Source organism: Ignicoccus sp., from assembly GCF_056435145.1.
The window spans coordinates 101,149-120,313 of record NZ_JBWNMZ010000005.1; the positions used below are offsets into that span (position 1 = coordinate 101,149).

A 19,165-nucleotide genomic window follows, 5' to 3' on the forward strand; every position below is an offset into this window, starting at 1 on the left:
TCTACTTCCTCCTGCCGCCCTTTCTGGGGGCTCTCCTGCCTTTCTTGGGCCTCCTCCTGCCCCTCTTGGCCGGGGGAGCCCTCTTCTCCTCCTCAGTCTTCTTGGGAGGTTTGGCGTACACCCTCTTTATCTCCTCTATCCTGGCCCTTAGTTCCTCTCTCAGCTTGTCTCCTATGTTTCTGCCGGTGAAGTAGTCGGTCCTAGCTGCTATCGCTAGCTTGGCCGCCAAAGCCCTAGCTATCTTGCCTCTCTGCCACTTCGGGCTCCTGTGGATGTCCGGGTATTGGAAGATCACGCCGTGTTTGGGCGGCTTGCCCCCTGTCCTTAATGCCCTGAAGAGCGCTTTCTCCGCTCCTAGAACTTGTATGGTTGAAGCCGGCATCTTCGCGAGGTTCTCCAAAGATCCGGCCAGAGAGATCAGCCTCGCTCCCAACACCGGCCCCACTAGGGCCGTCACGTTAGGGGCCACTTCCTTCATAATGTAGCTTATATAATCAACCAAGTCTCTCCTCAAGTTATATAGGCTCGTTATTATCGAAGCGAGTTTCTGTAGCTGTTCTATGTCGGTCTCGGTCAAATCAGCGCCCGTACTCCTCTTGGCCGCCTCGGCTATCTTCTCAGCCAAGTTCTCGCTAAATCCCAATTCTAGCAATCTCTCCTTAGTTATGTTATCCCTTCCACCTAGTTCGGCAACTATTTTCACGAAGGCTTCGTGGTCCTTAACTAACTTATCCAGCTCCGGGAAGTGCAAAGAATACCACTCCCTTAGCCTAGCGACCATTAAGTTTACCACCTTGTCTATGTCATCTATGCTCCTAACTGCTTGGGCCGCCAATAGGTCTCTCTTTTGGGCCACGCTCCTCAGCTTTCTCCTGACCACCTCTATGTCAACTCTTCTCAACCACTCGTAGAACTCTTCCTCGCTGTCGACGAAGCCGTACTTGACGGCAAAGCTCGCCACCCTTGAGCGCAGCGCGCGTGCCGGCTCGTTTGCAGGCTCGACCGCCACCTCGAACCCTAGTTTTGCTGCCTCTCTCGACTCGGAGTCCGTCTCGAAGACCAAGATGCCTTCAAAGTTCTCATTCTTTAAGTTCTCCAATAGCTTCTTTGCCGGAGTTGCTAGTCCGGCGCGTTTCTCCTCGCCCTCTTTCATCCCCTTGACCCAACCCTCCATTATCAGCGCTTGTTCAGCAGCTTCGTCAACGTCTTTCGTATTCAACTCGTACCTCTCGACGTTCCCTTGCGCGTCGAGCAGGAACGCTCCCAGAGCGTGCTGAACCAAGTACTTTTTCGTCATTCTTTCAGTCCCCAAAGCGGGCTTGCCCGGGAATTAAAAACAGCTCTCGCCGATGAGGACGTCCCGCCCCTTAAGGAGGGATGACCGCCTATCCCGGGACCGAGGCTTATTACTCCACTAACCCACCGGACACCGGTGTAAACCAAAGTGATTATTATGTCGCTCTTAATTAGCATTTTGACAGGGATCATAGCATCGCTCTTCGGTGTTGGAGGAGGAGTCTTGTCTATTCCAGTCATGATCTTCCTATTGAGACTAAGGCCTCCCGAAGCTGTAGCGACGAACTCGGTGATAATAGTTGCTAGCACCTTACTCTCGGCCTTCTTCCACTGGAAGCAAGGAACGCTCAGAAAGGAGGGGGTCTGGATAGGTGTCGGTGGAATGCTGGGAACCTCAATTGGTAACGCGCTCTTCCTCTACATCAGTAGGATCGGGACAATGAAAACGGTGCTGGGAGCGTCATTCATTCTGATAGGCGTTCTAATGTTACTAGATATTACCAAGAAGACCAGTTACTCGTCGTTCACTATAAAGAAATTGTTTGTCATAGGCTTTTTTGTGGGGATATTTGCGGCGTTAGTAGGCATGAGTGGTGGTATACTATTGAACCCCACATTGGTCTTGCTAGGTATAGACATAAAGTACGCTATAGGCATGAGCGTCACCGCGTTACCACTAATTACGGTCGCCAGTGCGATACCGAAGGTCCTCGCCGGCTACGCAAAGCTAGACGTGGCCGCAGCGTGGATTCCGGGGCTCATAATTGGTACTAAGGTAGGTGCACACATAATGAAAGACTTGAAGAGCAAGACGCTAAAACGCGCCTTCGGCGTATTCATGATCTTAATAGGACTCAAACTCCTCTAACACAACGTCTCGAGTAACGACTTCTCCCTCCACTCGGCCGTCCTGCCGAAAAGCTCCACCCACTTCGGAGGCTTGGGTTCATAATCTTCGAGGGCGTAGTAGTCCACCACGTAACTGACTACTTTGCCCTTCAACTTCAAGTGACCTTTCCTTTCCAAGTGTTTCACTGCGCTGAGGGCGTCGAACGAGCCAGGCCCCAGAGCCCACGTGACCTCCCCGACCCTCAATATCGCGTAGAAGGGGTTAGAGTCGGCCAAATGATACGCTAAGCTCCATTCAGCCTCGGAGAGGAAGAGGGCCACTGTGGCCTCCTTCCACTTGGGCGCTGCTAAGCCTAGTAGGGAGGCCAAGTAGGGGTAGGGCGCGGTCCAAATCAGTCTGTCAAACTCTATCTCCTTCCACCCTACCTTCAGCTTTCCCTCTTTTAACCACTTGATTCGTCCCGGTATTATGTCAATCTCCGAACCCTTCCATTTTATCTCTTTTACAAGGTACCTCCTTTCCATATCTTTCCATCTCAAAGGCCACGGCGGTTGACAACGGAGTCCTCCACAAGCCTTGTAGTGAGACCCGTCTTTCAAAACTGTCGGGTCGCCTTCGACCTCCACGCACACCAAGGGCTCGGGGCACCGGGGTAGCAACGTGGGAATCATTGGGACATCTACGCCGCCTACCCTAGCTTTTCGGAGAGGGTATGGATCCGCTTGGACCGGGTCCACTACGAGCCCGCCGACGCAGCGCGCCGCTATAGTGTTACCGACAACAACCCACATTAGCTCGATCCTGGGGAAACGCCCGACGGGCCGCTTATTTTGAGACATCAAGAGGTTCTGAGAAAACTAAAGAACTTGAAGGTGACAACCGAGGACAAGTTGCTAGCTAGAAAATACGGTTACCGTCCTTACATGATCAGAAGGTATAGAGAAATACTCGGCGACCCCCTTCCGCTGCTCGAGGCTTTCGAGGTCCCTCCGCCAATTGCCGTAAGGTGTAACTTCTTGAAGGTGAGCTGCGAGAAGCTGAAAGAGAGGCTGGAGGGCAGAGGATTCGTCTTGAGGCAAGTCCCTTGGTGTTCTCACGCGTACGAAGTGTTGAAAGCTCCGTTCTCTATATCCTCGACGCCCGAACACCTAGACGGCTGGTTTTACATTCAAGATAAGGCCTCTACATTACCCCCTCTAGTACTAGACCCCAAGCCCGGCGAGACGGTTGCGGACCTAGCGTCGGCCCCCGGAGGAAAGGCAACGCACTTGGCCCAGCTAATGGGTAACAGCGGAAAACTGATACTAATAGAAAAGAGGAGGGATCGCGCGAAGGCCTTGATGAGCAACTTAGAGAGGATGGAAATATTAAATGCAATTGTAATCATAGATGATGCCTACAACGCGCCGAGATACGGCCCGTTCAACAAGGCTCTGTTGGACGCGCCTTGCACGGGGGAGGGCGTCATAGCGCGCGACCCCTCGCGTAAGAGGTCCAGGGGACCCGAGGACCTAGCTCTCATGCACAAAGTTCAGACAGCGTTGCTCAACAAGGCATTGGACGCCTTAAAGCCGGGCGGCGAGTTGGTGTATTCCACGTGTTCTATCGCCCCTGAAGAAAACGAACTGGTGATTGATTCAATACTTGAGAGAAGGGATGATGTTGAGATAGTGAACGGGGGAGAGGCCGGCTCTCCGGGGATAGGCGAGTACTTGGGGTGGGAATTTCCCTTCGCTCACAGTTGCAGACGCCTTTGGCCACACTTGCACGAATCCGAGGGTTTCTTTCTCTGTAAACTGAAAAAGCTTTAGCTACTTTAAAACGGATGAACTTTATTCCGGCTCCACAATAGGAGGCGTCGCGGAACATAGACGATGAAGGTAGCGATCGTAGGAAACGGTTTCGCCGCGCTAAGCGCGGCCCATGCCGCCGAGAAGCTGGACCTCGAGGTAGTCCAGATAGGGCCCGAAAAGTTTGAGTACCTACCCTCCTTGACAAAGGTCTTAAGCGGGAGGAGAGAAGCGGAGAGGCTTGAGGTCACTCCCAAGTTCCGGTGGGAACACGTAAACTCCTTCGTCCAGGCAGTGAAGGAGAGTGATGAAAAGGTTGAGATAGTTCTGAAGGACGGCGATACCATAACCGCAGACTACGCCGTGGTCGCAGTCGGCGCCTCAGCTTGGGTGCCCGTAGAGGGGGCTTTCCCCCTATACCGGGTCGAACATGCTCGCGCGCTGAGGAGAGAACTGGAGAGGGTAGGAAACGACGCCACCATAGCCGTCGTGGGGACTGGGCTGGTAGGGTTGGAGGCTGCGGGAGAGCTGGTGTGGGTCAGAGAAGCCGGGATTGCCAACTATAAGGTGTTCATGCTTGAGGCCGCGTCGACGATCTCGCCCACGCTCCCGTGCGAAAAGGTGAGGAAGATCGTTCCCAAACTGTTGAAAAAGCATGGGGTCGAATATCACCTAAACGCCGTGGTATCTGAAATAAAGGACAGAAAGGTCGTGACGAAGGACGGAAAGGAGTACGAAGCGGATTTGGTGGTCTGGGCCGCCGGCGTTAGGGGCCCCAACGTTGAGATATCGTGCGGCGAGAAGGACAGGAGAGGGTTTTACGTGGTAGACGAGTATCTTAGGGCTAAGGGATGTAAAAGGATATATGTAGCCGGCGACGCCTCGAGTAGCCGTTCATTAAAAATGGCAGAGGAGGCGCTCCGACACGGCTGGTACGCAGTCCTTCACATAGCTGGCAAAAAGACTAAACCCTATGAACCCTTCTTGACTAAGGATAACCCTATTTGCTTCATAACGTTTGGCCCCAACGACGGAATAAGCGTCGTGAGGAGGGTGGTGATTTCAGGGAGGTTAGCACCTATAGTAAAAGAAATCTTAGAGAGGGTGATGATCAAGCTAGCCCGTGAGGCAAAATTAAGGCCGCCCGTACCGGTCTAAATTTTTAAGGAACCTCACGGAGGTCAGCCCGCCGGGGTGCCCGAGCGGCCCAAGGGGGTGGCCTGGAGAGCCACTCCCCCTAACGGGGGGCGCGGGTTCGAATCCCGCCCCCGGCGCCAAATTCCTCACAAACCGATGGTGAACGATGGGCGGACTGAAGGGTCCAAATGATGACCCATTGTAGCCCTGAGGCCTCACGTAAAGGAATTGCTCTCACCCCTCGACCTGGGGAGTACTGATCATCGGCCCAAGAGGGAAAACGAGCGTGACGCGCCTTGAAACTGAGGGCACATGAGTCTGGCCGGGTGCCGGTCGCGTTATCAGAAAACGCCTGGGGTCAGAGATGCGGGGTTGATCCACACCAGATTTCGGTACCGGGGTTTCACATCATTCCTCCCGTAGAGGGCTCGTGCGAGAGCTCTCAGTCATCACTCCTCCGATGTCGGCGCTGTCATCGCCCTTACGCCTTTTTTATCTGAATTTCGATGTATACGTTGCTGGGCACTCGTATCCTCATTATATTCCTCATCACTCTGTCGTTCAGCTCCACGTCTATCAACCTTTTGTGAATCCTCATTTCCCAATGATCGAATACCTTCGTGCCCTCGCCGTGGGGGAGGCGGAGGGTAGATACCTCAAGGCGCTTGACTGGCAAGGGGATGGGTCCCCTCACCTCCACGCCCGAGCGCTCCGCTATTTCCCTTATCTGCTTGGCAACTTCCTCTATAGACCTTACGTCCGTACTCCACATCTTTATCCTAGCCATGTTCTTGGAAGGCACTCCAGAACCCCCTCGGGACTACCCCACGGGGTTTTTCAAAGCCGCTTCAGTTCCTCTATCTCTATCCCGTCGCTAGTCACGCTGTAGTATGCCGCGAAGGGACTTGTAGGATGGCGGCTCTTGCCCAGCTTCATTATTCTTTCTACCCTCAAATTTGCCCAATAAGTCTCGAACCTCAAGACATATTCAGCGTTGGCCTCGAGAATACCTAGAACTTCTGGCTTCGTCCTTTCGGCAATTAAAGCTATGACCATTATGGAGTTGCTGTTTACAAGCGTGGACATGGTCCGGTGAAGAAGCGTTGTGTCCGGATTGAACCACGAGGTCGCGTCCACCAACACTAGCGCGAAGTTAGCGATCAATTCAAACGCCTTGGTCATAACGTCGTCGCTGTTATCTACCTCCTCGTACTTCCATAGGTTCGATTCCTCGAGACCTTGCGTGTCTATTCCGAAACTCTCTGCCACTATTCTGTGTACGTTTACGAAGCCTTTATCTATTATGAACGCTACTCTCTCCCCCCTATCGACCCACGCTTTGGCTATTAAGTAGTTGAACAAATGAACTTGAGAGTCCTTGTCTCCCACGAGCACCTCGAGACTGCCTAGACTGACGTTTCCCACTCTGTCGTCGAAGACTGGAATTCCCAAACGGATGGCTCGTGCGTGAACGGCCACTCCAAAGACCCGGGAAAACTTCTTTGAGAAGAGTTTTCACGGCGACGCGGGCAACCCGCCTTGGACGTGGACCCGACGACGTTATACGTCAGCATAGTTCTAGTTGTGATAATACTTAACGTTCTTGCATACTTCCTCATTTACCAATCGATGATTGCTGCGTACAGAGACGCAACCCACACAATAATAAATGAGTACGACAAAGTCACGAGCCTTTACTTCCAACTCTACATAGAGTACTTAAAAGTATTGAGAACGTACTTGAACGCCAGCATAAATAACGGGTTAATACCTACTAGTCTTCCCCCGCCGCCCAGCGTGAGCTTGCCTCAACTACCCCTTAGCATAACTGTGAGTACCCCAACCCAAGTGAGCACACCGATCTCTTCGTGGCCGCCCCTCCCGCCCACTAATACTACGTAAATCCTCAACCTCACCCATTTTGAGTGGTAGAAAGGGTGTTGAAGATCTACGTGCTCGACGTCAGCTACGAGCTGGAAGGAAACAAGCCTGTGATATTGATTTGGGGGATAGATGAAAATGAAAGGAGAGTATTGCTCAAAGATAAGAGGTTTAGGCCTTACTTCTATGTACTCCCGAGGGAGGGCGTCGATATAGAAAAGCTCAAAAGAAGAATTACTCTTGTAAGCAAACCTAAATCTCCAATAATATCGGTCGAAGTAGTCAAAAAGAAGCTAGTGGGTGAAGAAAAAAATGTAATAAGAATAACCACTGTCGTCCCGGAGAGCGTAAGGGAGTACAGAGAGGAACTCAAGAAACTTGAAGGGGTCTCGGAGGTCCTAGAGGCTGACATAAGATTCTCTATGAGATACATAATAGACACTGCTTTGAGGCCTTGTGGTTGGGCCGAGTTCGAGGTAAAGGAAGTAAGTCCGGAGAAGAACTATCGAGTGGAAGCGGTCTACGAAGTCGTGAATGGACCCAAGGCACTAAACTTGGATACTAAACCTAAGCTCAAGACGATGGCATTTGACATAGAAGTGTATAACAAGTCAGGGACGCCGAGGCCTGATAGGGACCCAATAATCTCTATTGCGCTGGCCTCTGAAGGTTCGGTGGTTTCTAAGCTCGCACAGGATAAGAACGACAAGGACTTAATTAACTGGTTCAAGAAGGAGGTACTGGAGCGCGACCCAGACATAATTGTCGGTTACAACAGCAACAACTTCGATTGGCCGTACTTGATCGAGAGGAGCAAAGTCGTCGGGATACGCTTGGACGTCGGAAGGAAGGTTGGTGTCGTACCCACGACCGGCGCTTACGGCCACGTCTCAGTCCCAGGACGCCTTAACGTGGATATATACGACTTCGCCAAGGAAGTGTACGAGGTTAAGGTAAAGAGCTTAGAAAATATATCTGATTACTTTAATGTCGTAAAGAAGGAAGAAAGACCTATAATCCCACACCACTTAATATACAAGTACTGGGAAGACCCTAACAAGAGAGAGACTTTGAGAAAATACAACGAGGCTGACGCTCTCAGCACCTTGTTGTTGGCTAACCTATTCATTCCCTTCGGAGAACAGTTGAGCTACCTAACTGGCCTTCCGTTGGACCAAGTCATGGCAGCATCTGTAGGTTATAGAGTAGAATGGTATTTGATGAGAATAGCCTATGTTATGGACGAACTCATCCCTAACAGAGTAGAAAGGAGGGCCGCCAGCTACAGAGGGGCCATAGTACTGCGCCCGCTCAAGGGCGTCCACGAGAACGTTGCAGTCCTAGACTTCTCGTCCATGTACCCTAACATAATGATAAAGTACAACGTAGGTCCTGACACCTTAGTCAAGCCGGGAGAAAAGGTGTCGCCGGAAGAGGTATACGTCTCGCCAGCCGGTTATATGTTTAAGAAAAAACCGGACGCGTTCTTCAAAAAATCCTTAGTAACTCTAATAAATTTGAGGAAAGAAATTAAGGAAAGGATGAAGTCATTAAGTCCGGACGACCCTTTGTACAAGCTTCTGGACGAGAGACAGAAAGCCGTAAAGGTACTCGCCAACGCTCACTACGGCTACATGGGGTGGCCTCATGCCAGGTGGTACTGCAGAGAGTGTGCAGAAGCAGTCACCTCATGGGGGAGAGACTTGATTCTGAAAGCTATTCAAATGGCTCGTGAGCTCGGGCTCAAGGTAATCTACGGGGACACTGACAGCCTGTTCGTAGTATATGACAAAGAAAAGGTCAAGAAGTTGATATATAGAATAGAAAAAGAGCTGGGCTTCGAAATAAAGATAGATAAGGTATATAAAAAACTCTTCTTTACCGAGGCAAAGAAGAGATATGCAGGTATCTTGGAGGACGGGCGAATAGACGTAGTGGGCTTCGAAGCCGTTAGAGGAGACTGGGCAGAAGTCGCCAAGGAAGTTCAAGAGAAAATTATCGAGATTGTGCTAAAAGAAGGTGATATAAACAAAGCAGTTGAATACGTTAATTTAGTAATAGAGAGGTTGAAGAGAGGTGAAGTGCCGATAGAGAAGTTAGTGATCTGGAAGACCTTGGAGAAGTCCCTAGAAGATTATAAGTCGGAACTTCCACACGTTGTCGCGGCCAAGAGGGCCATAGAAAGGGGCTACGAAGTTAGGAAAGGTGATAAGGTGGGATACGTAATAGTAAAGGGTGTAGGGAAGCTTTCCGGCAGATCGTGGCCTTGGTTCTTGGTTAAAAAGGAGATGATAGACTACAACTATTATATTGACCACCAAGTAGTGCCAGCAGCTATGAGGATACTGGGATACTTCGGGATCACTGAGGCAAGACTAAAAGGGAAAAAGGATGGCCTCTGGAGATTCATAAGCAAGTGAGAGCTTTAACCCAAGAGGACCACGAAGACTCCCTTGGGTCTCTTGCTAACCCTAGCTACCCTCCTTCCCAGTATCAGCCTACCTCCTTTGATGCTCATGACGTCTAACATCCTCTGCGTTATGACTCCGTCGTGGAGCACTGCGTAGGCTCCTTTCTCTTCAATAGCACTCACCACGTCCTTCGCGGGCACCTCCGCTATCATGTTCCACTGTGAATCGTAGAGAACCGATTTCAACGTTCCGGTTATCTCTTTCGCCTTCTCGAATACGTTGTCGGGGATGAACATTACATACTCCTTGACCTTTTCCTCTACCTTCTCAACGCCCTCGGCCTTCGCCTCTTGTTCGGTCTCCTCTTTTACAGCCCTCTCAACGACGGCCGTCTGCTCTTCGGCTTTCTTAGCCTTCCTTTCCATCTCCTCACCCCTCTCAGAGGCCTCCTCTCTGGTTACCGCCTCTTCGGCTCCGACCTTTTTTGCTTTCTCTATAATCATAATCTCTTTAGATTCCTCTTTTTGCAACTGCTCTGTCTTTAGGAGTTCTTCCTTCACTTTGCTCGCCGGTACTAAGTTGCTCAACGATTTGGCTATTTCCTTGGCTGTCAAGTCCTCCACCTCTTTTCCTGGAGGGGCTCTGGCCACATAATCGACGTCCGCTTGTGATAAGAGGTTCTTCAAGACCATTATTCCTCCTCTGTCTCCGTCCACAAAAGCTATCGCTATCTTCTCTTTAGCTAGCTTCTTTATTGTCTCAGGGACTTTTGCGGTCGCTCCGCCCAAGGCGATCACATTATCATAACCGTACCTAAGGAGGTTTAGCACGTCAGCCCTCCCTTCAACTATTATTATAGTATCAGAGCGATCGATGCCGGGGCCTGCGGGGAGCTTCTCCGGTCCGTACTCTATTAGCTGCGACTTCTTCGTAGTTTCGCTTATTTCTTTTAAGATTTCCCTTATATCTATGCTCTTTTCTTGACTCCATTTCTTCAATATCTCCTTGGCCCTCTCTATTATCTTCTTTATCTTTTCGGCACGTACGTCTATAATCTCAACTACGCTTATACGGGCTGGATAAGGTCCAACCTTGTCGACGGACTCCAGCATAGCAGCCACGAGCGCCGTCTCTACTCGGTCTAGGTTGGAAGGTACGTAGATCTCTCCTACTACCTTGTTTCCCCTTTTCTGAAGTTTGACGTATATGCGACCGATCCGTCCTTTCTCTTGTAGCTCTCTTAACTCGAAATCATCTAAGAGTCCTTCGGTCTGACCGAATATAGCACCTATAATATCGTGTTCGTCGACGGGGCCTTCAACTTCAACAAGAGCTTTGATGATATATTTTACCATGATCCCTCCCTCATACCGATATGGTTCGTTCCACACACTCTTAAACAGCTCGATTTTTAAATAATGACGTCTTGTTTTGTGAGCTCCTCAATTTTAACCTTAAACGTCCTTATGTCGTCGACGAAACCTTCCATTATCATCGTGTCGGTGTCGAACACGACATAACCGCCATCGCTCGTATCTATATGGAGCACGTGACATTGATTTAGCTTAGCGTGAAGAGAAGGGGCCTTATGTAAGTGGCCAGCTATCAAGACTTTGGGCCGTACTATCTGGACTACCGTGAGGGCCGTTAGCGGCCCTACGGACTTCCACATCCTTCCGAATACCATAGGTATGTAAGGCGCTTCATGAATGACCATCAGGTCTACTCCTTTTATTTTTGTGGCCTTCTCAATGAATTCCTCCGGCTTTTTCCTGGGCGTGCTTGACTTCGAAGGGGTACCCTTAGGGCTTACTATGCCGCTGATGCCGCCCACCTTGAGGCCGCCGAGGTCTACCGTCTCGCCGTCTAAGATTTTCGCGTATTTCTCTAACTCGGCAATTTTGTCGTGATTTCCGTAAACAGTAATGACCTTCTGTCCTCTAAGGAAGCTGTAGTCGCCACAGTCGCCCCAGTCGCCGGCACCCAAGACCAAGTCTGGACGCGTCCTCTTGTATATTTCGAGATACTTCTTTACGTTATCATTTTCCTCACAGTGGACGTCGCTGACTATTAAAATCCTCAACTCCGATCACCGTCGCTGGATTGAAGGTGTCAAGAAGGAATGGAGCCGGGGCCGGGATTCGAACCCGGGATAGATCGGGTGTCCAACGGGCGGTGGCCAACGTTCCACTGCAGCCCGACCCCTTAGGCCGCTCGGGCACCCCGGCTCCACGGGCTTAGGAGTAGACTAGGGATTATTAATTTAGCACTTATCTGTCCCTCGTTAACTGTAATAACTACAATGCAGTGGCTGTCGTCACCCAAAATAAAATCCTTTTATTCCGTCTCCCTCCACCAGCACCTGAAGAAAATGACGAGGTGATGACGATAGTGAGGATACCTTTGGATGTAATATGCGTCAAGACCGGCGTCCTCTGCCCGAGCTGTCAGAGGAAAGTCGACGAGGGGATAGTCAAGCCTATAGAAGTAGATATAATGAGAGTACTATTAAACTTAGAGAACGAGATAAAGGAGCTAAGGAGCGCTACGTACGAAAGAACGTACCAAGTGGACAATACTCTGATAGTTGTAATAAAGGTCGATAAAGCGACAAACGAACTCGCCAAGAAGATCAGACAAGCGTTAGTGAAGGAGCTAGGCCGCGATTATAGAATAAGGGTGTTGCTGAAGAGCGATGAAGATCCGCGCCAGCTAGTGTCTCAGCTGCTGATCCCGTTGACGGTGAAGGGAATAAACATCGTATGGTTGCCCGACGGCACACAAAAGTACGTGGTCAACGTGAGAGGTTCCTTGAGGAGGCTTGCAATACCAAAAGAACAAGTAGAAAAGATCTTAAAAGAGATACTAGGTGCCCCGGTCGAGATACGCGTTGAAACACCGAGGAGGAGTTTTTGAACCTCAAAAAGGAGGATAGGGTGGCCCTGGGCTCTGCGCAACGTCGTGCGCCTACTGCTGCCGTTCCTCAGGCCTCTTTATTGGTTCTACAAACTTGACTTCTCTAACCTCGGGCACCCATTTAAATATCTCGTCCGCTAGGACCACCTTCACTGCTTGAATGTTGTCAGCCAATATGTACTTAAGCGGTAAGGTTATTGTCGCTATCCCATCCTCATACTTCACCTCGGCCTCGGGCAACCTTCTCTTGACCAAGTACTCTACCTTTTCCTTGTTCTCCTTTACTACCTTTACTAGCTTGACCCAAGCCTTGACGGTCCTCCCAGCATAAGGGTTGTTGAAATCTACTCTCACCCTCCCCCCGTCTACGCTTCTGACTATGCCCAGTTCGTTGCCTACCCTAACAACCATACCCGGATAGACGTTCTTCACGCCAGCCTTCCTAAACTCCCTCAAACTGTATACTTTAACCTTCGTTGGGTCCCTCTCGCCATAAGCCTTTGCGGGGGGTATCTCTATCTCCTTTCCTTCGCCCTCCTTCATCTCCACAATTGCTTCTTCGAGCCCGGGAAGCAGGCTTCCCTCCCCAATAACCACTATTGCTGGTTCGTACTTCTCGCCTTCCTTGTAAATGCCGGCCTTCTTTGCCTCCTCTTCTAATGTAGTACTAATTACCTCCCCAGTGTCCGCCAGTTTCAACGTATAATCTATGACCACTATGTCGCCCTTGTTCAAGGCCACTCCTCTTCACCACCCAGCCCGCACACGAGAACCCTATTTAAGGACCTCAACGTTTCGCCAGCGTTAGGGCGTATTCTATTATAGCCTCGCCCATATCAAAACCAGTGACCCTATACGTATTCTTGAAGTCAACGTTTGAGTTAACCTCGATCACCAAATACCCTCTCTCGGGGTCCTCGACCACGTCAACGCCCAAGACGCCTCCTCCTACAGCCTTTGCCGCCTTTATGGCAAGTTCTTTAAGCTCCTCGTCTACCTCAGCCTTTTCGGCCCTGCCCCCGAGCGCAGTGTTGGTCCTCCACTCCTTCTCCGAAATCCGGTATATCGCTACGGGGACGCTATCTCCAACGACGAATACTCTGATGTCTCTATTGGGTTTATTAATATATTCTTGAAGGTAATGGACTTTGAACTGGGGTGAAGGCATGGCCTCCCTATGCTCTATTATTGCTCTCAACGTGTCTTCGTCCTTAACCAACGCTTGAAGTCTCCCCCAACTCCCTTGTATGGGTTTCACGACCAACGGAAACCCCAACCTCTTTGCGGCATCGAGGGCGCTGTCCACGTCGTAAGCTATGAAGGTCTTGGGTCTGGGAACGTTCTCCTTGGTTAGAGCTGAGTCGGTTAAGACCTTATTATCGCAGACCATCTGAGTGTGTAAGGAATTGACCACAGGGACGCCCATAGACTCCATGTACGCGCTGAAGGATATTGCCCTGGCACTGCTTACAGCTCTTTGGATCACTACGTCCGGGAGCTTATCGGATGAGCCTATTTCAAAAGAACTGTGTCTGAGAGGGTATTCTACTACTTCGTGACCACGGGACCTCAGCAACTCGATTATGTGTTTCTCCTCCCATCTGGGATGGTCGTAGGCTACTCCTACTTTCATCTTTGGTACGCCCGGCTTAGAATGTTTATATTACTCTTTAAGCCTCGGTGCACGGCCTCGTCTCCTCACGCGCTCGGTTGAAACACGGATCCTCATCGGCTTTTACTACCCGGCGCATGCGTGGTTCGCCGGAAGTAAAACCTTGTCACTTATGAGCCTCATAAGCGTCATACTATTGATATCCATATACTTGGTCATAAAAAAGGTTGGAGAGGCTAGGCTACGCGAGCTCTTGATAAAGAGTTTAGGAGACGAAAACTTAGCATTTATGAGCGGCCGCATAATAACGTATATTATATACGCCCTTTTGATAACTACCTTCTTGTCGGCAGTGGGAGTACCCATACAGAACTTGCTCATGGCAGGTGGTATATTAACTTTAGCTGTTTCCTTCGCTGCACAAACAGTCATATCAAACGCCATCTCGGGAATGTTCTTAATGATAGAAAGACCCTTGAAAATCGGGGACTTCGTAGAACTCAAGAACAGCGGCATCAGCGGAAAAGTTCAGTCGTTTAACATATTTTCCACATTATTGCTGACTATAGACGGCGAACTGGCACGCGTGCCCAACTCGACATTCTTCAATGATATTATAATAAATAAAACCGGGACGGTGGCGAGGCGTCTTCAAGTACGTGTAGGCGTGAGTTACTCCGATGCGTTAAAAGCACTAGAAGTCTTTAGGAATTACTTTTCCAAGCATCCCGACGTCTTACAAGTTCCAGAACCAGAGATATTTATTGAAGATTTCGGCGACTTCTATGTGCTGATAAGGCTTAATTTATGGGTACCGACGAAGAAGTGGTACGACATGTATAAATCGATTAGAGAGGAGATATTCAGGGTCTGTCAGAAGTACAACATTGAAATACCTTTCCCCGTACACATTGTGTACCTCAAAGACCAAAGATAGCAACCCACTTCAGCACTCTTCCCGTGCCCGGAACCTCCACGTAACCTTGCTTGCTCGGTACGTCTCTGAGCCTTCTGATTGTAGCTACTCCCTTCTCTATTTCGACAACTATTGGGGAGATCTCCACCTTGCCGCTGCCTGGCACAAAGAATAGCTTAGGTAACAGCGTAGGAAATACTATCTTCTTTACCTTTTCGACTCTTTGCGTGTTGTTAAATATGTAGACTTCCATTGGCGCTTCCTTTAATATAAGCCACGAACCGATCCTCGTCTTGTAGTAGCGAGTGAGAATCCCTCTCTCCGGGCTTCCGTATAGAGCATAAGTGACCTTTGAGAGAGGTATTCTATCGACCTCATACCTACGCTCCTCTACCCACTCCTTACCGGTATTAATGTCTTTGAGAATGAACCTCTTAATCATTACTACTCTTATTGCTATCGGTACGCCTACTGTAATTATTGTCCTAGAGTCTGGAGCCAACAACAGTTCCCGTTCGAGGTCTAAATATAAGTAGTAAACATTCTCACCTCCATAGATGTCTGGATAAAGTCGGAGCTCGTCAACACCTCCGAGTATTTCCTCTACGCTCTCGCCGGTTTCCGAAGAACCCCGCCGGTAGATACAGTTACCTTCCCTGCTGCAACGCAACTGGACAGTCCACTCGCCCTCTTTTATAGAGCTTCCGGGCGGTAGAGAACCGAAATACCGAAACACGACCCCAGCGGCCCCCTCCCTTAATCTAAACCCCGAGGCCATATGTAGTGACGGGTAGCACGGGCTTGCCGCGCGAGGTTTCGAGAATTAGAGGCCAAAAGGCCTTCGAGCTGTTTGAAAAGACCAAGACTGCGCTCGCGAGGGCTATGCTCTCCAGTAAGGTGATAGATCCGGAGAAGGTGACAGCCATAAGTTACGACGACGGTTCGATTTTGTGGATCTTCGAGTTGGATGATGAGGAAAAGGCTAAGGGATTGGTCAACTGGGTCTACAACACTTTAAGCGTCCTCAAAGACATGATGGGTATAGAAAAAGTTACGAGAACTGAGTCTCGAAACAAATATGCTGTGATGGTTTACACCGGCTATCCCAACTTTAAGGAATTGTATCCCTCGGCATTCTGGAGCTCCGGTAACAAGTTCTTCTGGCTGGAAAGCGGACACGACACTGAGGGTTTCGAGGAACTCCTCTGGGAGTTATTAAGCCGCAGCTGAGCCCCCTCACGGATTTACGAATGTTAAGGCCTTGGCAACAATACTTCGTAGACCGCTCTATAGAAGAGTTGAAGAAGGGAAAGAAGGTTATCGCGATCAACTCCCCAACGGGAAGCGGCAAGACGTTAACCGCACTTAAAATATTAGAACACGCTATAAAGCTCGGGATTGCCGAGAAGTCCCTCTTCGCGGTAAGGACCGTGACCCAACTCATCCCCCCGCTGAGGGATGCGGAAAGGTTCGGATTAGAACTAAAAGCGGTTCCGCTGATAGGCAAGGAAAGGGCTTGTCCTATCGGCTACACTGGGGTTAACTTGTGCCCACAGTGCTCGTGGAGGGACAGGGTGGGCAAACCCCCGCCTTCGTGGACGGAAGTATTCTCATGGATAGAGAATACGATAAAGTCCTTCAAGTGTCCCTACGTGACGCTGAAAGAACTATCCAAGACAGCAGACCTAGTAGTATTAAGCTATCAATACCTTTCACCAGATATATTACCAAAGTTAGGGATAGATCTCAGTAACGTTCTAATAGTAATTGACGAGGCACATAACCTTTTGAGATTCGTAAGGGAGAAAGAGTTCAGGATTGGTAAAGCAATAAACTTATTGGTATCGTATCCTAAGCTCTTGAAGCTATTGAACAACACAAACGGAATAGAGGGTCCGCTTGAAATTATGAAGACGTTTTCTACAACCGTATTTTCTTTGGTAAACGTGCTCAGAAGGCTGAAAGGCTTTAGTATAGTAGAAAGACCATTAAGAGTGACCGATTTTTTCAATATATCTACATCAGAGATAAAAATGATAGTTAACGCGTTAGATAAGGTTCTACCCAAGCTTGTCCTAGAAGCTCACCCGGCTGCTGACCTAGCCGTACGGATCAAGGAGGTCTTAGAGGCCTTCGCCCTCTTGGAGAGCGGTCACGGAGCGGCATACTTAGAAAATGACTTGCTCGTCATAAGAGAGCTCAAGCCGTGGATATCCAAGTATGTCGACGAGAGCAAGGGACTGATTCTCCTCTCCGGGACTTTACATTCCAAAGAGTTTCTCGAAACTGTGCTGTCTACTGAGGTGACGTACTTGGACTTGTTAGATATCAAACATCTAAGAGATATATACTTCAAGATGTTCGATCCAAACAATGTGATATATTTATTCATTACTGATTACAGCAGTAAGTACAAACTAAGAAACGACGTTGTGATGATGGAAAGACGAAAAAGAATCGAATTGGCTTGTTACCTTATGGCCGTGAAGAGCGGGGGCACATGCTTACTGGTTTACCCTTCCTACAACGCGCTCTCGCTAGCTAAGCCACACTTACGGGAACTCTCGGAAAGGGGGGAGGTAAGCGTGATAGTGAGCGAGAGGGGATTAGGACACAAAGTCTTGGAGTCCGCCAAGAGGGGCGCCTCTTTGGTGGCGGCGGTTGCCGGAGACCAGCTGACCGAAGGGGTCGAACTGGTTGACGAGCACGGATCCAGCTTAATAAAGGCCGTAGCCGTAGTGGGGGCGCCGTTCCCGTCACCCAGCCCCTACTTAGAAGACTTCTCAAAGACCATCTCCAAGAGTGACTGGAAAAAGACGTTAGACAAGTTATATGAGGAAGAAATGTTGGTCAAGGTCAAACAAGCCGTGGGGAGGCTCGTTAGGAGCCCTCATGACAGCGGAGTCGTAATACTCGCTGACACGAGGTTCTTGGCCTACAAGGAAGTGTTAGCTAAATGGCATCCGAAACGCTCCCTAACATCAAGCGAGTTATTAGAAATGGTCTCCTGATGTGCTAAGGCGAGAAAGTTGTTGGAAAAATTGAGGGGACGAACAGAAAGGTTAGTCAAACTTTCTGCGAAGCCCCTCTCTAAGCTCTCTCCCAACATCATAACTCTGCTCAGTATCCCCTTCGCTATATCTTTCACCTATCTCGTATGGAGGGGAAAGATACTTGAAGCGCTTCCTTTCCTCTTAATATCAGCCTCGTTAGACGTCTTGGATGGCGCCGTGGCCAGGATGACTGGAAAGAGCTCCAAAGCGGGAGCGTTCTTAGATTCCGCTGTAGACCGTTTAAATGACGTTATAATTTTTTATTCACTTCCTGCATTAGGCGTGCCGTGGACCATTACATACTTATGGATTACTGGTTCCATAATAATCCCGAGCATAAGGGCAGCAGCTGAGAGCGAGGGCACGTCGCTCGCGGGAAAGGGCATAATGGAGAGAGGCGACCGCTTACTCGCGTTAATTTCCTTGACCTTCGTTTACCTAATAGAGCAACGTTTCACTGCAGTAGAGAATTTTAAGTACGTGCCTGCGTTGGCAGCAGGTATCACCGCACTCATCTGGTTGACTATAACACAAAGGTTGTACTACAGTAGGTCATTGAGGTCGTTTTGGATAGGCTTCAACTTGTCTGCTATAACTATTGTGTTGTTCTTCTACGGGTGGTGGGACCCGATAGGAACTCTAGGCGTGAGTGGCGGGTTAGCACTAGTGTACTTGATACTGAAAGTAACGGCGTTAGGTGAGAAGTTTCCGCTCTCAAAGTTAGATTCCCTCATCGACACCGTGGCTCTTTTATCATTCATGACTTGGAAGGGCTCGGTGAGCTGGCTCCTGTGGGCCTTCCGGTGCTGCTACTACTTCAAAGCACTGAGAGGGCGGCAAACTTGAGATACTCCATGTAAGTAGAGCCAGGAGGGAAAACGTGGTCCCTCGAAGCCCCCCTCACAGCGAAGACTCTGACCTCCTTGTTACTAAAGTAGGAAGCTTTAGCTATTGTCCATAGGAACATATCCCTTGTGAACGGTTGAGAACATGATGATAACATCACCAAACTTGAGGGCTCTGCGAGTTTTAGAGCGAACACGTAAAGTCTCATGTAGTCTCTCATCCCTTCTTCCAACTTTTCCTTACTGGGGACGAACGCCGGTGGGTCGTAGCTCGCGACTTCAGTTGTCTCCCTTCTTTTGAGTCGGACCTTCAAATATCTCCATATATCCTCCCTCACTATCTTCACCTTCCTCTCGTCAAAGTTGTTGATCTTCAAGTTCTCCCTCAGAACCTTAAGGGCCCAAGGGTCCTCGTCCACGAAGGTGACCTCCCTCGCCCCGGCCTTCAAGGCGTGGAG

The 19,165-nt window shown here is 49.6% G+C and carries 20 protein-coding genes and 2 tRNA genes; 11 read left to right on the top strand and 11 right to left on the bottom strand.

What is annotated here, in order from left to right; translation table 11 throughout:
* Nucleotide 1: 1 nt before the first annotated feature.
* Nucleotides 2-1,297 carry a C/D box methylation guide ribonucleoprotein complex aNOP56 subunit gene (locus tag AC1HCZ_RS02125; RefSeq protein WP_479461890.1) on the bottom strand — a complete coding sequence of 432 codons (1,296 nt, stop codon included), beginning with the start codon at nt 1,295-1,297 and terminating at the stop codon, nt 2-4.
* A gap of 156 nt (nt 1,298-1,453) precedes the next feature.
* Between AC1HCZ_RS02125 and AC1HCZ_RS02130 the strand changes: the two genes are divergently transcribed.
* Nucleotides 1,454-2,164 (top strand): sulfite exporter TauE/SafE family protein, encoded by a 711-nt coding sequence (locus AC1HCZ_RS02130; RefSeq protein ID WP_479461891.1) that lies wholly within the window; start codon nt 1,454-1,456, stop codon nt 2,162-2,164.
* On the opposite strand, the gene AC1HCZ_RS02135 is transcribed toward AC1HCZ_RS02130, so the two are convergent.
* Nucleotides 2,161-2,937 carry a hypothetical protein gene (locus AC1HCZ_RS02135; protein ID WP_479461892.1) on the bottom strand — a complete coding sequence of 259 codons (777 nt, stop codon included), beginning with the start codon at nt 2,935-2,937 and terminating at the stop codon, nt 2,161-2,163. The two genes, AC1HCZ_RS02130 and AC1HCZ_RS02135, sit on opposite strands and share 4 nt — an antisense overlap.
* A gap of 39 nt (nt 2,938-2,976) precedes the next feature.
* On the opposite strand from AC1HCZ_RS02135, the gene AC1HCZ_RS02140 reads away from it, so the two are divergent.
* The 3 genes from AC1HCZ_RS02140 (at nt 2,977) to AC1HCZ_RS02150 (ending at nt 5,213) form a co-directional block, all read left to right on the top strand.
* Nucleotides 2,977-3,957 carry an RsmB/NOP family class I SAM-dependent RNA methyltransferase gene (locus tag AC1HCZ_RS02140; RefSeq protein WP_479461893.1) on the top strand — a complete coding sequence of 327 codons (981 nt, stop codon included), beginning with the start codon at nt 2,977-2,979 and terminating at the stop codon, nt 3,955-3,957.
* A gap of 63 nt (nt 3,958-4,020) precedes the next feature.
* Nucleotides 4,021-5,094: an NAD(P)/FAD-dependent oxidoreductase gene (locus AC1HCZ_RS02145; RefSeq protein ID WP_479461894.1), complete on the top strand. Its 1,074-nt coding sequence runs from the start codon at nt 4,021-4,023 to the stop codon at nt 5,092-5,094.
* Nucleotides 5,095-5,124: 30 nt separating this feature from the next.
* Nucleotides 5,125-5,213, top strand: a tRNA-Ser gene (locus AC1HCZ_RS02150).
* A gap of 341 nt (nt 5,214-5,554) precedes the next feature.
* Here AC1HCZ_RS02150 and rpsJ read toward each other — a convergent pair.
* Together rpsJ and AC1HCZ_RS02160 are read right to left on the bottom strand one after the other, a co-directional pair.
* Nucleotides 5,555-5,875, bottom strand: a complete 321-nt coding sequence (gene rpsJ / locus AC1HCZ_RS02155) for a 30S ribosomal protein S10 (protein ID WP_479461895.1) — start codon at nt 5,873-5,875, stop codon at nt 5,555-5,557.
* 35 nt (nt 5,876-5,910) lie between these two features.
* Nucleotides 5,911-6,525 carry a hypothetical protein gene (locus AC1HCZ_RS02160; RefSeq protein ID WP_479461896.1) on the bottom strand — a complete coding sequence of 205 codons (615 nt, stop codon included), beginning with the start codon at nt 6,523-6,525 and terminating at the stop codon, nt 5,911-5,913.
* Between the two features lie 87 nt (nt 6,526-6,612).
* Between AC1HCZ_RS02160 and AC1HCZ_RS02165 the strand changes: the two genes are divergently transcribed.
* Nucleotides 6,613-6,975, top strand: a complete 363-nt coding sequence (locus AC1HCZ_RS02165) for a hypothetical protein (RefSeq protein WP_479461897.1) — start codon at nt 6,613-6,615, stop codon at nt 6,973-6,975.
* Nucleotides 6,976-6,998: 23 nt separating this feature from the next.
* Nucleotides 6,999-9,374: a DNA-directed DNA polymerase gene (locus tag AC1HCZ_RS02170; RefSeq protein WP_479461898.1), complete on the top strand. Its 2,376-nt coding sequence runs from the start codon at nt 6,999-7,001 to the stop codon at nt 9,372-9,374.
* 5 nt (nt 9,375-9,379) lie between these two features.
* Here AC1HCZ_RS02170 and dnaG read toward each other — a convergent pair whose 3' ends face one another.
* The 3 genes from dnaG to AC1HCZ_RS02185 form a co-directional block, all read right to left on the bottom strand.
* On the bottom strand, nt 9,380-10,720 hold the full coding sequence (gene dnaG, locus AC1HCZ_RS02175; RefSeq protein ID WP_479461899.1) for a DNA primase DnaG: 1,341 nt from the start codon (nt 10,718-10,720) through the stop codon (nt 9,380-9,382).
* Nucleotides 10,721-10,776: 56 nt separating this feature from the next.
* Entirely contained in the window at nt 10,777-11,448 is a 672-nt protein-coding gene (locus tag AC1HCZ_RS02180) for a metallophosphoesterase family protein (RefSeq protein WP_479461900.1), read from the bottom strand.
* A gap of 40 nt (nt 11,449-11,488) precedes the next feature.
* Nucleotides 11,489-11,593, bottom strand: a tRNA-Cys gene (locus AC1HCZ_RS02185).
* A gap of 154 nt (nt 11,594-11,747) precedes the next feature.
* On the opposite strand from AC1HCZ_RS02185, the gene AC1HCZ_RS02190 reads away from it, so the two are divergent.
* Nucleotides 11,748-12,281: a transcription elongation factor gene (locus AC1HCZ_RS02190; protein WP_479461901.1), complete on the top strand. Its 534-nt coding sequence runs from the start codon at nt 11,748-11,750 to the stop codon at nt 12,279-12,281.
* A gap of 51 nt (nt 12,282-12,332) precedes the next feature.
* Here AC1HCZ_RS02190 and AC1HCZ_RS02195 read toward each other — a convergent pair whose 3' ends face one another.
* Nucleotides 12,333-13,016, bottom strand: coding sequence for an FKBP-type peptidyl-prolyl cis-trans isomerase (locus tag AC1HCZ_RS02195; RefSeq protein ID WP_479461902.1), 684 nt, complete (start codon nt 13,014-13,016; stop codon nt 12,333-12,335).
* A gap of 52 nt (nt 13,017-13,068) precedes the next feature.
* On the bottom strand, nt 13,069-13,914 hold the full coding sequence (lysX, locus tag AC1HCZ_RS02200) for a lysine biosynthesis protein LysX (protein ID WP_479461903.1): 846 nt from the start codon (nt 13,912-13,914) through the stop codon (nt 13,069-13,071).
* A gap of 151 nt (nt 13,915-14,065) precedes the next feature.
* Between lysX and AC1HCZ_RS02205 the strand changes: the two genes are divergently transcribed.
* Nucleotides 14,066-14,830, top strand: a complete 765-nt coding sequence (locus AC1HCZ_RS02205) for a mechanosensitive ion channel family protein (protein WP_479461920.1) — start codon at nt 14,066-14,068, stop codon at nt 14,828-14,830.
* Here the strand turns inward: AC1HCZ_RS02205 and AC1HCZ_RS02210 are convergent.
* Nucleotides 14,814-15,479 (bottom strand): DUF432 domain-containing protein, encoded by a 666-nt coding sequence (locus AC1HCZ_RS02210; protein WP_479461904.1) that lies wholly within the window; start codon nt 15,477-15,479, stop codon nt 14,814-14,816. The genes AC1HCZ_RS02205 and AC1HCZ_RS02210 overlap by 17 nt on opposite strands.
* Nucleotides 15,480-15,610: 131 nt before the next feature.
* On the opposite strand from AC1HCZ_RS02210, the gene AC1HCZ_RS02215 reads away from it, so the two are divergent.
* From AC1HCZ_RS02215 to AC1HCZ_RS02225, 3 genes are read left to right on the top strand one after another with little or no spacing between them, the layout of a single operon-like run.
* Nucleotides 15,611-16,039 (top strand): hypothetical protein, encoded by a 429-nt coding sequence (locus AC1HCZ_RS02215; protein ID WP_479461905.1) that lies wholly within the window; start codon nt 15,611-15,613, stop codon nt 16,037-16,039.
* A gap of 20 nt (nt 16,040-16,059) precedes the next feature.
* The gene (locus tag AC1HCZ_RS02220) at nt 16,060-17,820 is read left to right on the top strand and encodes a helicase C-terminal domain-containing protein (protein WP_479461906.1); all 1,761 of its coding nucleotides are present in this window, start codon (nt 16,060-16,062) and stop codon (nt 17,818-17,820) included.
* Between the two features lie 21 nt (nt 17,821-17,841).
* Nucleotides 17,842-18,708, top strand: coding sequence for a CDP-alcohol phosphatidyltransferase family protein (locus tag AC1HCZ_RS02225; RefSeq protein ID WP_479461907.1), 867 nt, complete (start codon nt 17,842-17,844; stop codon nt 18,706-18,708).
* Here AC1HCZ_RS02225 and AC1HCZ_RS02230 read toward each other — a convergent pair.
* The coding region (locus AC1HCZ_RS02230) for an RsmD family RNA methyltransferase (RefSeq protein WP_479461908.1) at nt 18,680-19,165 on the bottom strand (486 nt) is incomplete at its 5' end. The genes AC1HCZ_RS02225 and AC1HCZ_RS02230 overlap by 29 nt on opposite strands.

What these genes read in the sequence shown, in the direction of transcription:
- AC1HCZ_RS02190 (WP_479461901.1), top strand. Translation starts at nt 11,748, where the DNA reads ATGACGATAGTGAGGATACCTTTGGATGTAATATGCGTCAAGACCGGC.
- AC1HCZ_RS02135 (WP_479461892.1), bottom strand. Translation starts at nt 2,937, where the DNA reads ATGTGGGTTGTTGTCGGTAACACTATAGCGGCGCGCTGCGTCGGCGGG.
- AC1HCZ_RS02205 (WP_479461920.1), top strand. Translation starts at nt 14,066, where the DNA reads ATGAGCCTCATAAGCGTCATACTATTGATATCCATATACTTGGTCATA.
- AC1HCZ_RS02130 (WP_479461891.1), top strand. Translation starts at nt 1,454, where the DNA reads ATGTCGCTCTTAATTAGCATTTTGACAGGGATCATAGCATCGCTCTTC.
- AC1HCZ_RS02145 (WP_479461894.1), top strand. Translation starts at nt 4,021, where the DNA reads ATGAAGGTAGCGATCGTAGGAAACGGTTTCGCCGCGCTAAGCGCGGCC.
- AC1HCZ_RS02220 (WP_479461906.1), top strand. Translation starts at nt 16,060, where the DNA reads ATGTTAAGGCCTTGGCAACAATACTTCGTAGACCGCTCTATAGAAGAG.
- dnaG (WP_479461899.1), bottom strand. Translation starts at nt 10,720, where the DNA reads ATGGTAAAATATATCATCAAAGCTCTTGTTGAAGTTGAAGGCCCCGTC.
- lysX (WP_479461903.1), bottom strand. Translation starts at nt 13,914, where the DNA reads ATGAAAGTAGGAGTAGCCTACGACCATCCCAGATGGGAGGAGAAACAC.
- AC1HCZ_RS02125 (WP_479461890.1), bottom strand. Translation starts at nt 1,297, where the DNA reads ATGACGAAAAAGTACTTGGTTCAGCACGCTCTGGGAGCGTTCCTGCTC.